The sequence below is a fragment of the Paraburkholderia lebeckiae genome (assembly GCF_050436225.1).
Lineage (GTDB): Bacteria > Pseudomonadota > Gammaproteobacteria > Burkholderiales > Burkholderiaceae > Paraburkholderia > Paraburkholderia tuberum.
Map to the genome: position 1 here is coordinate 860,866 of NZ_JBNDLU010000002.1, position 13,163 is coordinate 874,028.

General features: G+C 64.4%; 11 protein-coding genes and 1 tRNA gene. 5 read left to right on the forward strand and 7 right to left on the reverse strand.

The features are described 5' to 3' along the window. Window positions 1–35 precede the first annotated feature (35 nt). On the forward strand, window positions 36–452 hold the full coding sequence (locus tag OKW45_RS18755; RefSeq protein ID WP_018421147.1) for a MerR family transcriptional regulator: 417 nt from the start codon (window positions 36–38) through the stop codon (window positions 450–452). 75 nt (window positions 453–527) lie between these two features. Beyond that, window positions 528–604, forward strand: a tRNA-Pro gene (locus OKW45_RS18760). 93 nt (window positions 605–697) lie between these two features. On the opposite strand, the gene OKW45_RS18765 is transcribed toward OKW45_RS18760, so the two are convergent. The 4 genes from OKW45_RS18765 to OKW45_RS18780 form a co-directional block, all read right to left on the reverse strand. Then, on the reverse strand, window positions 698–1,114 hold the full coding sequence (locus OKW45_RS18765) for a lysozyme inhibitor LprI family protein (RefSeq protein WP_429470398.1): 417 nt from the start codon (window positions 1,112–1,114) through the stop codon (window positions 698–700). Window positions 1,115–1,602: 488 nt separating this feature from the next. Continuing rightward, entirely contained in the window at window positions 1,603–2,790 is a 1,188-nt protein-coding gene (locus OKW45_RS18770) for an acyl-CoA dehydrogenase family protein (protein ID WP_429470399.1), read from the reverse strand. 12 nt (window positions 2,791–2,802) lie between these two features. Beyond that, window positions 2,803–4,011 (reverse strand): acyl-CoA dehydrogenase family protein, encoded by a 1,209-nt coding sequence (locus OKW45_RS18775; protein ID WP_429470401.1) that lies wholly within the window; start codon window positions 4,009–4,011, stop codon window positions 2,803–2,805. A 30-nt stretch (window positions 4,012–4,041) separates the two neighbouring features. After that, window positions 4,042–6,162 (reverse strand): 3-hydroxyacyl-CoA dehydrogenase NAD-binding domain-containing protein, encoded by a 2,121-nt coding sequence (locus OKW45_RS18780; protein WP_429470402.1) that lies wholly within the window; start codon window positions 6,160–6,162, stop codon window positions 4,042–4,044. Window positions 6,163–6,288: 126 nt separating this feature from the next. Here OKW45_RS18780 and OKW45_RS18785 point away from each other — a divergent pair, with 126 nt between their 5' ends. Beyond that, on the forward strand, window positions 6,289–7,197 hold the full coding sequence (locus OKW45_RS18785) for a LysR family transcriptional regulator (protein WP_429470404.1): 909 nt from the start codon (window positions 6,289–6,291) through the stop codon (window positions 7,195–7,197). Between the two features lie 10 nt (window positions 7,198–7,207). Here the strand turns inward: OKW45_RS18785 and OKW45_RS18790 are convergent, their stop codons facing one another. Beyond that, a complete protein-coding gene (locus tag OKW45_RS18790) occupies window positions 7,208–8,074 on the reverse strand; it encodes a hypothetical protein (RefSeq protein WP_018421141.1) in 867 nt (288 codons plus the stop codon). Window positions 8,075–8,395: 321 nt separating this feature from the next. On the opposite strand from OKW45_RS18790, the gene OKW45_RS18795 reads away from it, so the two are divergent. Then, window positions 8,396–10,060: an acyl-CoA synthetase gene (locus tag OKW45_RS18795; protein ID WP_429470406.1), complete on the forward strand. Its 1,665-nt coding sequence runs from the start codon at window positions 8,396–8,398 to the stop codon at window positions 10,058–10,060. Between the two features lie 49 nt (window positions 10,061–10,109). Then, complete coding sequence (locus OKW45_RS18800; RefSeq protein WP_429470407.1) at window positions 10,110–10,490, forward strand: DUF5594 family protein; 381 nt, start codon at window positions 10,110–10,112, stop codon at window positions 10,488–10,490. Window positions 10,491–10,598: 108 nt separating this feature from the next. On the opposite strand, the gene OKW45_RS18805 is transcribed toward OKW45_RS18800, so the two are convergent. Together OKW45_RS18805 and OKW45_RS18810 are read right to left on the reverse strand one after the other, a co-directional pair. Continuing rightward, on the reverse strand, window positions 10,599–12,716 hold the full coding sequence (locus tag OKW45_RS18805; protein WP_429470409.1) for a phosphocholine-specific phospholipase C: 2,118 nt from the start codon (window positions 12,714–12,716) through the stop codon (window positions 10,599–10,601). 128 nt (window positions 12,717–12,844) lie between these two features. Beyond that, on the reverse strand, window positions 12,845–13,156 hold the full coding sequence (locus OKW45_RS18810; RefSeq protein ID WP_429470411.1) for a hypothetical protein: 312 nt from the start codon (window positions 13,154–13,156) through the stop codon (window positions 12,845–12,847). Window positions 13,157–13,163 lie beyond the last annotated feature (7 nt).

The window sequence follows — 13,163 nt, forward strand, 5'->3', positions numbered from 1 at the left end:
CGCGCTTTCGGGCAACCAATCACGGCTAACTGACGATGACAGCGACGATCGAAAAAGTCGTCTTGCCTCCGATTCCGGCGAAGCGGTACTTCACGATTGGTGAGGTCAGCGAACTTTGTGGGGTAAAGCCTCACGTGCTGCGTTACTGGGAGCAGGAGTTCACCCAGTTGAGACCGGTCAAGCGGCGCGGCAATCGTCGGTATTATCAGCATCACGAGGTGCTGCTGATCCGGCGGATTCGAGAGTTGCTGTACGAGCAGGGTTTTACGATCAACGGGGCGCGCAACCGGCTCGATTCGCATGGCGGCGGTGGCCCGGATGCGGTGGTCGAAGAGGGTGAGGCTGCCGCCGGAGTCGCGGGTCAGGTGCAGGCATCGGCGGCAACGGTTGCGCTCGATGTCGAGAAGTTGCGCAAGGAACTGCAAAACGTAATCGATCTGCTGGGCCACTAATTCATGGACTTGTTCGCTTTGTTCGGGTCGGGCGGTTCTAATCGAATGAAGTGTCTGTTATAATTTTTTTCTGTTCGGGGCGTAGCGCAGCCTGGTAGCGTACCTGCATGGGGTGCAGGTGGTCGGAGGTTCAAATCCTCTCGCCCCGACCAAAGAAATCAAGGCCTTACGGTGAAAGCCGTAAGTCCTTTTTTCTTGCCCGTCGCGCGGGGCAGCGTTTCCCGCTGTCAACGCTTCGCCCACGCTCATCTGCATCCCGAAGCCTCGATTGCTTTGCTCATGCGCTCGGTTTCGGCTGTCTTGCACGTCGCGACCGCCGTGGGCAGCATCGACCCGCCGCCCCATTCTCGCGAAGCCGATTTTTTGCAGTTGGCGTCACGGCGCGTTTTCCACGCGGTGAGCCTCTTCCCGATCGCCGCTTTGCAACTCGCCGACACCGCGGCCTTGGCCTTGACCACCTGCTCGAGTTTGTGCTCCGCGACGATCTGATCGCGCCACGCGCACAGATTCATGCTCATCTGATTCGCGTCGCAATGCGACAGGGCCGCGTCGACCTCACTGGCGGGCAGTCCACTGCGGGTTGCGATGACGTCGGCTGGATTGGATGCGGCTGCCAGTGCCGAACTGCTAACAAGCGCAAGTGCGACACACAGCCGTCTCATTGCCGGCCCTGCATCAGGAACGGCGCCGCTTCTTCGCGGAGGCGATTTAGCAAGCCTGGCACTCGCACAGGCGGTAGCCGTCGCCCGTGGGCATCGCGAGGATGTGCATGGACGTTGCGTTCCATTTCGATTGCGACTTCATCGTTCTGCGCACGACTTGCTACCGCTAAAGCGTCGAACCGCTGCTGCGTTAGCTCATGATCCGTAACTCTGCTTTTGACTGCACCATCCGCGGCACGAACCCTTGTTGCGAGTTAAGCGTTGACCTCTGCCAAGTCACCGGTCGCCGCATTTCGTCATTCGTGCATCGGCCAAAGTGCGCAAGCGCGCATATCCCGAAGGTGCAATTGTTCGCTACGTCGTTGTCGTAGCGAAGGACAGCGCGCTCGCGCATCCGCAATGCAGTCCATTCGGCATCGCTCAACTTTTTTGATTCGCTTGTCACGTTCAGCTCCTCAAGAACAGGCGAGTGCAATCTAGCGGACTTGTCACCGGCACGCGTTCGCATTCGCAAGCGCGCACGAATCACCGCCCTTGCGCCCCAACGCCACAAACCGCTCCAGATGATGATCCTCGTCCCCAAGCTGATGATCGATCATCACGAGCCGCTTCGCGTAATGCGCGAGCGGCAGTTCCCACGTCATACCGATCCCGCCGTGCAACTGGATGCATTCTTCCGCGACCCGCGTGCCGATCCGGCCGATGCTGTACTTCGCGGCCGACACCGCGCGCTCGCGCGCGTTGCGTTCGCCTTCGAGCACCGCAGCTGCATTGATCACCGCCGAGCGCGCCTGCTCGATTTCGAGCAGCAGATCGGCCATGCGATGCTGCAACGCCTGGAAACTGCCGATCGGCACGCCGAACTGCTTGCGCGTGCGCAGATAGTCGAGCGTGTAGTCTTTCGCGACGTCCATTGCGCCGACCGCTTCCGCGCACAGCGCGAGCACGCCGCAACTCACCGCATATTCGAGCGTCGCAAAGCCGTGATCCACTGAGCCGAGCACGGTGTCGTCGCCGAGCGTGACGTCGTCGAACGTCACTTCCGCAGCGCGTCCTCCGTCGATCTTGCGGTAGCCGCGCACGCTCACACCTGTCGCGTGCCTCGGCACCAGAAACAGCGTGATGCCGGCTTCGGCATCGTCCTCGCCGCTCGTGCGTGCCGAGACGAGGAACACCTGAGCATGCTCGCCATGCTGAACGACGGCCTTTGCGCCGTGCAACGTCCACACGCCGCTGTTGCCATTTACGCTGCGGCGCGCGCGCGTCGTCTCGACCCGGGCAAGCTCGTAATGACTGTCCGGTTCGCCATGCGCCAGCGCAACGATCCGCGAGCCGTCGATCAACGAACCCAGCGCCGCTTTCTGCGCGCCGCTGCCGCTGCGAGCGATCGCCCGGCCGACGATCAGCGTATCGAGAAACGGCTCGACGACGAGCCCGCGGCCGATGCTCTCGAACACCACGGAAATATCGAACCCGGCGCCGCCAAAACCGCCGCTCGCTTCGTCGAACAGTGCGCCGATCACGCCGAGCTCCGCGAAGCGTGCCCACAATTCGGTGCTGAAGCCTTGCGTCGAGCCTGCGATTTCATCGCGGGTCGCGAAGCCGTACTGCTCGCTGATAAACCGATTCAGCGTATCCGCCAGCATGCGGCGGTCTTCGGTGTGCTGGAAATTCATGACGTGCGCCTCTTACAGTCCGAGGATCATTTTGGAAATGATGTTCTTCTGGATTTCGTTCGAGCCGCCGAAGATCGACAGCTTGCGATTATTGAAGTACTGCGACGCGGCACTTGCGGCTTCGTCGGGGCCGACCGGCACGCCGTCGAAGCCTTCGTGCAGCGCTTCCTCGACGAATGGCTGCGCATAAGCGCCCATCGCACGCCGCGTCAGCGACGAGATCTCCTGACGGATCTCCGTGCCGCGAATCTTCAGCATCGAACTCTCGGCACCGGGTACGCCGCCGCCCGCCACGGCCGCGATCACCCGAAGATTGGTCGTCTTCATGTTCTCGAGATCGATCTCGACGCGCGCCATGAGTGCCGCGAACGCCGGATCCTCGGCGAGCGGCCGGCCATTGCGCAGCTGTGTCGCGGCGATCTTGCACAGACGGTTGAAGGCGGCGACGGAAAAGCCGACGCCGGCGATATTGGTGCGCTCGTACGTAAGCAAATATTTCGCGTAGGTCCAGCCCTTGTTTTCTTCGCCGACGAGATTTCCGACCGGCACGCGCACGTCGGTGAAGAACACTTCATTGACCTCATGCTCGCCGTCGAGCGTGATGATCGGCCGGACTTCGACGCCCGGCGTGTTCATGTCGATCAGCAGAAAGCTGATGCCTTCCTGTTTGCGCACGTCGGTCGCGGTGCGCACGAGGCAGAAGATCATGTTCGCGTAATGACCGAGTGTGGTCCACGTCTTCTGGCCATTGACGAGGTAGTGCTCGCCCTGCGCGTCCTTGCCTCGCAGTGCCGTCGTCTTGACCGACGCGAGATCGGAGCCCGCGCCCGGCTCCGAATAGCCCTGGCACCACCAGTCGGAACCATCGAGAATGCGCGGCAGCCAGTGACGCTTCTGCGCCTCGCTGCCGTACTTGATCAGCACCGGCCCGAGCATGTTGACGCCGAACGGCACGACGCGTGGCGCGCCGGCGAGTGCGCATTCGTTTTCGAAAATGAATTTCTGCACTGCGCTCCAGCCCGGGCCGCCGTACTCTTTCGGCCAGTGATTCGCGAGCCAGCCTTGCGCGTTCAGAATCGCGTGCCACCCGGCCATGTCGTCGCGCGTCAGACGCCGCCCGCCGTGCACCTTGCCGGCGAGACGTCGCGGGAGCTTGTCGCGCAGAAACGCCAGCACGCTGGCGCGAAACGCTTCTTCCTCGGAGGTGAAGTTCAGATCCATCGCAGTCGTTCCGTCAGTGTTCGTGGTGGTTCAGGCCGTCGTGTTCAGGCTCGCGAAATCCGCGCCGCGCTCGACCAGATCGACGAGCAGCGGCGACGGCCGCCAGAACAGCGGGTCTTCCTTCGCGAACTCGCGGATGTCGGCGAGAATCGTCGGCAGGCCGACGCTATCCGCGTATTTCATCGGACCGCCGCGGTAGCGCGGAAAGCCGTAGCCGTACAGCAGGGTCACGTCGACGTCGAGCGGGCGCAGCGCGATACCTTCGTGGACGACGTTCGCGCCTTCGTTGATCATCGCGGCCAGATAGCGGCGCATGATCTGCTCGTCGGTGAAGCTGCGCGGCGTGATGCCCGCGCGCGCACGCTCGGCGTCGATGATCGCCTCGACTTCAGGATCGGGCATGCCGCCGCGCGATCCTTCGGGGTACAGATAGAATCCGCGGCCGGTCTTCTGGCCGAACCAGCCGCGCTCGCACAGGCGGTCGGCGATATGCACGTAGCGCGCGTTCGGGTCGCGCGTGGCCGCGCGGCGTTTGCGCGCCGCCCAGCCGATGTCGCCGCCCGCGAGGTCGACCACCTGAAACGGGCCCATCGGCAAGCCGAACGCGCGCACCGCCGCGTCGATCTGATACGGCGACGCACCGTCTTCCATCAGCGCGTCCGCGGCGGCGCGGTACACGGCAAGCAGGCGATTGCCGATGAAGCCGTCGCACACGCCGGCGCGCACCGGCGTCTTGCGCAGCTTTTTTGCGAGCTCGAACGCGGTTGCGACGACGTCGGCGCTGACCTGCTTCGGCACCACGACTTCGAGCAGCTTCATGATGTTGGCGGGCGAGAAGAAGTGCAGGCCGATTACGTCGGCGGGGCGCGAGATGCTGGCTGCGATCGCGTCGATGTCCAGATACGACGTGTTGGTCGCGAGCACCGCGCCGGACTTGCAGACGCGATCGAGCTCGGCGAATACGGCCTTTTTGATGTCGAGATCCTCGAACACGGCTTCGATTACGAGGTCGGCGTGAGCAAGCGCATCGTACGACGTGCTGCCGCTCCAGCGCGCCATGGTCGCGGCTTTCTTCTCAGCGGTGAGGCGGCCCCTGGCGATCAGCCCGTCGTAGACCTTGTCGATGTGCGCGCGACCACGCGCGAGCGCCGCTTCGTCGCGTTCGATCAGCATGACGGGCGGCCCCGCGTCGAGCACTGCGACCGCGATGCCCGCGCCCATCGTCCCGCCGCCGATCACGCCGATCGCCTCGAGCGCGCGCGCTTTCGCGTGGCGCGTTTCGGGCGCCTTCAGCACTTCGCGTTCGGCGAAGAACGCGTGAACCAGGCCGGCGCGCTGCGGGCTGTCGAGGCATTGCAGGAACAGCTTGCGTTCGAGCTTCAAGCCCTCCTCGAAGGGCTGTCCGATCGCGGCTTCGACGGCATCGACGATTTTCAGCGGCGAGAACAGGCCGCGCGCTTTCTTCGCGGTTTCGTCACGCGCTTTCGCGACGGCGGCGCGACTCGCGGCGCGATCGTTCAATGCGGCGGCGTCGCGCGTGCGGCGTACCGGCGCGTGCGCGGCGAGCAGCTCGTGCGCGTAGGCGAGCCCTTCGGCGAGGATGTCGCCGCTGTCGCCGAGACGGTCGACGAGGCCGAGCGCGAGCGCCTCCTTCGCGCTCGCGTGACGGCCGCTCAGCATCAGGTCGAGCGCCGCCGGCGCGCCGATCAGACGCGGCGTGCGTTGCGTGCCGCCCGCGCCAGGCAGCAGACCCAGCTGCACTTCGGGCAGGCCGAGCTTCGCGCCGTCGACGGTGATCCTGTAATGCGCGGCGAGCGCCACTTCGAGCCCGCCGCCGAGCGCGGCGCCATGCAGCGCGGCAATCACGGGTTTCGTACATGCCTCGATGCGGTTGCACACGTCCGCAAGCGAAGGCGGCACCGGCGGCTTGCCGAACTCGCGAATATCGGCACCGGCGACGAAGTTGCGCCCCGCGCCGACGATCAGCACGGCTTCGACCGCGCGGTCGGCGTCGGCGGCTTCGATCGCGGCCAGCAGGCCGCGCCGCACGTCGGCGGATAGCGCGTTGACCGGCGCGTGGTCGATCGTGAGGAGCAGGACCTTGCCGCGCAATTCACGCGTGACGACGTCGGCTGAGGAGGAAAGGGTCATCGTAGGTGTCTCCGATTGAGGATGGCGAGGCGCGCCGGATCGTCCCATTCTGGAGTGGTCAACGTTCATTGACAATTACACCGTTGATTGACAGACTGTCAAAATTATTTTGACAAAGACTGGGCGATGGACGTCAACTCGCTGACCCTGCTCGTCGACATCCTCGACGCCGGCAATCTGAGCGAAGCGGCACGCCGGCTCAAGATGAGCCGCGCGAACGTCAGCTATCACCTGAATCAGCTCGAGCGTTCGGTCGGCCTGCAATTGGTGCGACGCACCACGCGTCGCGTCGAGCCGACCGAGATCGGTCTGCGGCTCTACGAGCACGGCCGCACGATCCGCAACGCGCTGCTGGCCGCGCGCGAGTCGGTGACGACACTGGGCCAGAGCCTGCAGGGGCGCGTGCGGCTCAGCGTGCCGAGCGGCTATGGCCAGCTCGTGATGTCCGGCTGGCTGATCGCGTTTAAGCGGCTGTATCCGGGGATCGTGCTCGATGTGATGTTCGAGAACCGCGTCGAGGATCTGATGCGCGACGAGATCGACATCGCGGTGCGCGTGATGTCGGAGCCGCCGCAAAACCTCGTCGCGCGGGACATGGGGCCAGTCCGGTACGTGGCCTGCGCATCCCCCGAATTCGCGGGGACACACGGCATGCCCGCGACGCTCGATGACCTGCGCACCGCGCCGCTGATTACCGCGGCCGTGATCGGCAAGCAGTTGCGGCTCGCCGCGTATCTGCGCGACGAGCGTCATGAAGTCCTGCTCGAACCGACGATTATTTCGGAAAACTTTCTATTTTTGCGCCAGGCGGTGCTGGCCGGTCTCGGTGTCGGACTCGTGCCCGACTACGTGGTGCAGGACGATCTGAAGCTCGGCGCCGTGCTGACCGCGCTCGATGCCTGGCGGCTCAGCATCTTCGGCACGCACATGTACATGCTGTACATGCCGGATCGGCATCACACGCGCGCGGCGGCGACGTTCATCGACTTCGTGCTGGAGCAGGCGCAGGGCTCGGGCAGGGGCGGCGCGAACTGAAGCTGCGAACTCAGGCGCCGAGTCTGCGCGCGATGGCCATCGTGACCATCGGCACGCCGACGCGCAGCAGCTTGCGCACGCCTTCGTCGCTGCCGACTTTCTCCACCGCGTTGTCGATCATCGCCTGCATCACGCTCGCCGGATAAAACTCGCGAAACAGCGTGTTGGCGCCGGTTTGCTCGAACACGTGGTGCAGGAACGACCCAACGGGGGGGCCGATGCGCTTGAACAGGCCCATCTTGACCACCCGGTTGTTCCACAGATGCAGCGTGTACGCATTGGAACAGAGCGCCGCGCACTCGTCGAAATAGCGCGGCAGGAACACCTTGTAGTAATCGTTGAAGTGCACCGGATAGAACAGGCTTTCGGGAAGACCGGCCTTCACGCCGTAGATGGCGGTCAGCAGACGCGGGCCAGTGTCGCCCCACTTCAGTGCCGTGCCCTTCATTGCTTCGACACGTTCGATGAGTTCGTGCAAGCGCGGCTGATCCGGGTCGAGCCGCAGCATCGCCGTGCAGATGCTCGATGAAGTCTCTCGCCCGATCAGGTCGCCCTTGGCGTTGAGATCGAAATCCCGCAACAGCAGCAGATCGGTATCGACCCAGATCTCGTCGGTCCTCGTGAACATCACGAAGCGGAAATAGTCGGTGAAATGCGCCATCGACGGTACGCCGTGAATCGGGAAATCGTGCAGCGAATCGCGCGGCAGTATCGCGGTCGCGTCCTTCGCGATCACGCCGGGCGGCAGACCGGCGATCGGTTCGTAGCTATAAAGCGCGACCTCGCTGCCATACAGCGTGAACGAATTCAGACAGGCGATCTCGTAGTGGGAAAGTTCCGGGCCATGCCAGAACGATGCAAATCTTGCCTTGCGCATATGTCATCCGGGTAGCGATCGTGCGGCGCAACATGCGCGCCGAACCTGTGTAACGATCCTAGACGGGCACGGCAGAGGTCAGATGTAAAGGGCTTGAATCGCACAGGAGTTGTCGCAAAACGTTGAGTGCAGCGCGACGAGTCGGCGATTATGAGCGGAACTATGTCGTATCTGGCGAATTCAGTTGCACACGGCAATGCATCAACTGACTGCGCAAGGTCGTGGGCTAAACTGCAGGACACCGGCCATATGCGCAGGGTCAGCAAGCGACGGACCATGCATCACGCCATGCAGCGACAACGACGATATCCAGGAGACCCGATGAACCTCGACGGCGAGACTTACGATTCGCTCACGGCCAGATTCGCTTGGCGCATTCCACCGCGCTACAACATCGGCGTCGACACATGCGACAAGTGGGCCGATGGCTCGGGGCGTCTTGCACTGATCTATGAAGACGCCGACGGCCGCGCGACCCGCTATACGTTCGACGAACTGAAAGCCTTGTCCGACCGCTTCGCCAATGCGCTGCTCGCGGCGGGCGCAGGGCGCGGCGAGCGCATCGGCATCTTCCTGTCGCAGTCGATCGAAACGGCAATCGCGCATCTCGCGGCCTACAAGGCCGGCATGGTCGCGGTGCCGCTGTTCGCGCTGTTCGGCGTGGACGCGATCGAGCATCGGCTCGGCGATAGCGCTGCGGTCGCGCTGATCACCGATCGCGCCGGCGTGCAAAAGATCGACGAAATTCGCGGCGCGCTGCCCGAGTTGCGACACGTGTTCAGTGTCGACATCGAGCAGGACGACGAAGCATCGGATGCGCCCGTGCGGTCGTTCTGGCAGGCGTTGAATAGCGCTTGCGCCGAGTTCACGCCGGTCGATACCGCCGCGGACGATCCGGCGATCATCATCTATACGTCGGGCACGACCGGAAAACCGAAGGGCGCGTTGCACGGGCATCGCGTTTTGCTCGGGCATCTGCCCGGCGTGGAGATGTCGCAGCAGGGCTTTCCCGCGCACGCGACGCTGATGTGGACGCCCGCTGACTGGGCGTGGATCGGCGGGCTATTCGACGTGCTGCTGCCATCGTGGCATCACGGCGTCGCGGTGCTGGCGCGCCGTTTTGCGAAATTCGACGGCCACGCCGCGTTCGATCTGCTCGCGCGTCACGCGGTCTCCCATGCGTTTCTACCGCCGACCGCGCTGAAGATGATGCGCGGCGTCGAGCGGCCCGCTCATCTGCGTCTCGCGTTGCAATCGGTCGCGAGCGGCGGCGAATCGCTGGGCGAGGAACTGATCGGCTGGGGGCGCGACGCGCTCGGCGTGACGATCAACGAGTTCTACGGGCAGACCGAGTGCAACGTCGTGGTGTCGTCGTGCGCGGCGCTGTTCGAGCCGCGCTTCGGCGCGATCGGGCGCGCGGTGCCGGGGCACCATGTCGCGATCGTCGATGCCGCCGGCAACGAACTGCCGCCCGGCGCGATCGGCGATATCGCGGTGGCGGCGCCCGATCCGGTGATGTTTCTCGGCTACTGGCGCAACGTTGCGGCCACCAACGACAAATTCCGCGGCAGGTTTCTGCTGACCGGCGATCTCGGCACCCGCGACGCGGACGGCTTCATTCGCTTCGTCGGCCGTGGCGACGACGTGATCACGAGCGCCGGTTACCGGATTGGGCCGGCGTCGATCGAGGATTCGCTGCTGCGTCATCCGGCCGTAGCGATGGCGGCCGTGGTCGGCGCCCCCGATCGCGAGCGCACCGAAATCGTGATGGCGTTTGTCGTGCTGAAAGCGGGTTTCGTCGGCGACGATGCGCTCGTGCGCGAGATCCAGCAGCACGTGAAGACGCGTCTGGCCGCGCACGAATACCCGCGCGAGATTCGCTTCGTCGAAAGCCTGCCGATGACGGCCACCGGCAAGGTGATCCGCAAGACGCTGCGCGAGGCGGTGACGCACGGCCCGGACGCGATCCCACCGGCGAAAACCTGAGTCTGCTACGATGACCAACCCACGATGGGAATCACAGCGGAGAGGTTGGATGCGCCCCGAGAGTGCAATTCGTTTCGACCAGGAGTTCGCGCCGCGCATTGCCGAGGCGATCGCCGCGTGTATCGCAAAGACCGTGTACACCGACGTGTTGCCGCATGGCGAACAGGGTCAGCCCACCCGCGTGCGGATTCACGCCACGCCGCTCGATGAGCTCGGTCATTACCCGCATCCGTTGAATCTGTATCTGACCTGGGACAGCGACGAAATAGAAAGGCTGATGGGCGAGCAGGGCGCGACGCGTTTCGCCAGATATCTGGCCGCGCTGCCGCGCAAGCTCAATGCGTGGACCCAGGCGCGCGAACTCGATTTCTCCACGCACACGCAGGGTGAGCCGGTTACGTTGATCGGCGGGCTCGATTTCGAATCGTAGACGCTCGCGCGCGTTTCCAGGTTCGCGTTCGAGAGCCGGATAAAAAACGGCCGCTGTGCTCGAAGAGCCAGCGGCCGTTGCTTTTACAGCGTTGGGTTACAGCGACGCTCAGCCGCCCAGCGCCGGATCGCTCATGCTGTTGTTTCCCGTCTCGACATGACCGGCGATGCGGCGCGCGAACGTCGGGTCCGTGTCGACGGTAATCGCGAGATCGTACCAGCCGTATGCTTTGCGCAGATCGAGGTACAGATTGTCGGTGTCGCCGCCGCGTACCGAATGCTTGATCACATGGCTCGCGTCGTACGCGTTGACGATCGTGAACTGGCAACGCGCGCTGCCGACGTTCTCGAGCCGCAGTTGCAGATTGCCGTTCGCGACATCGTAGCCTTCGGCGACGGCCGGCCGTGCGGTGTCCGAACCCTTCCACCAGTTCCGTGTGACCACCTTGCCCGCGAAGCGGCGCAGGAAGCCGTTCGGCCCGTGCACGCTGAAGTCGTAGCTGCCGTCGGCGTTGAGCAGCAGCGTGTCCTGCAGATGCTTGCCCGCTTCGACGGTATAGCTGCGCGGCGCGTCGGCGCTATTGGCCGCGTACACGAGGAACACCGCGCCCGCGCGGCCCGTGTTGACGAAGCGCATCGTCAGCTTGCCGTTCGAGCCTTCGTCGACGCGCACGAACAGTTCGTACGGCAACCCGCGCGCCGGGCGCACGCCCGCTTCCTGCTTCGGCACCGTCTGCACCGTCGGCGGTTGCGGCACGTAGTCGGGGTGACGGTTCTGGTCGGCCGGCACATAGCCGCTCGTGCCCGGCAGCGACGGCACCGACGCGTTCGGATTCGCGAAGTTGAACGCGGAGGTCAGATCGCCGCACACCGCGCGACGCCACGGCGTGATGTTCGATTCGCCGAGATTGTGCTGCTGGCCGAAGCGCTTTTCGATGAAGCGGATCACCGAGGTATGGTCGAACACTTCCGAGCACACGTAGCCGCCTTTGGACCACGGCGAGACCACCAGCATCGGCACGCGCGGTCCGAGCCCGTAGGGCCCGGCGACGTTCTTCGGATCGCCCGCATAGATTTCGTGCGTGATGTCGACGGTCGACAAACCGTTCGCGCTCGACGCGGCCGCGAACGGCGCGGCGATGTGGTCGAAGAAGCCGTCGTTTTCGTCGTAGTTGATCAGCAGCACGGTCTTGCTCCACACGTCCGGGTTCGACGTGAGGATCTGCAGCACCTGATCGATGTACCACGCGCCGTAGTTGGTCGGCCAGTTCGGATGCTCGCTGTACGCTTCGGGCGCGACGATCCACGACACCTGCGGCAGCGTGCCGTTCTGCACGTCGCGCTTCAGAATGTCGAAGTAGCCGTCGCCGTTGGCCGCGTTGGTGCCGGTCCGCGCATTGTCGTACAGCGGGTTGCCCGGCTGCGCGTTGCGGTACTGATTGAAATACAGCAGCGAGTTGTCACCGTAGTTGCCGATGTACGCGTTCTGCGTCCAGCCCCACGAGCCGTTCGCGTCGAGCCCGGTGCCGATGTCCTGATAGATCTTCCACGAGATGCCCGCGTTCTGCAGCACTTCGGGGTAGGTCGACCAGCCGTAGCCGAGTTCCGAATTGTCGATTACCGGACCGCCGCCGCTGCCGTCGTTGCCGACCCAGCCGCTCCACATGTAGTAGCGATTCGGATCGGTCGGGCCCATCAGCGAGCAGTGGTAGGCGTCGCAGATCGTGAATGCGTCGGCGAGCTGATAGTGGAACGGGATGTCGTCGCGCGTCAGGTAGGCCATCGTGGTCGCGCCCTTCGTCGGCACCCACTGATCGTTGCGGCCGCCGTTCCATGCGGCATGCGTGGAGCCCCAGTCGTGCGCAAGATCCTGCAGGAATTGCAGGCCGAGGTTCGGCGCGCCCGGACGGAACGGCAGCACGTAGCTGGCACCGCTGGCATCGGCGGTTTGCGGCTGATACCACACCGGCTGGCCGTTCGCGAGGTTGATCGCGCGCGTGTCGCCGAAGCCGCGCACGCCTTTGAGCGTGCCGAAGTAGTGGTCGAACGAACGGTTCTCCTGCATCAGCACGACGATGTGCTCGACGTCGCGGATCGTGCCGGTCCGGTTGTTGGCCGGAATCGCGAGCGCATTGCGGATGCCCGGCGGCAGCATGCTCAACGCGGTGAAGGAACCGGCGGCTTGCGCGGCCGAGCGCAGAAAATCACGACGATTGTTTGAAGTCATGGTTGGGGCGGTGGTGGCTTTGATCTTCGGTGGAGGAAAAGGCACGGGGACGACAAATTGCGGTACTGAAACGGCGATGCTGCGTCGGACGCGCGAAGGCGGGCTAGCCGCCGCGCGCGGCGCGATTCTCAATCGACGGTATGAATGACGGGGCTGGCCAGCGGCGGCGAGGTGGCGGACAGCGCCGTGCCGGCTTCGGATGCGGGTGCCGCCGGTGTCTGTATCGTCAGCGTCGGCGGCGCGGAGTCGGCCGGCGGCGGGGCGATCGATGGGTCGCCGGGGTTAGCGGCGGGATGTTCCGTTGAACTGATCGTATTCGTCTTGGCGGGCGGGGCGTCGTCGCTGCACGCTCCCGCTAGCGCGCACAGCGTGATCACCGCGATGGCGCCCGTCAAACGTTTGCGACGGGGCGCACGAATCGGCTTCGACACGAAGGGCATGGCACTG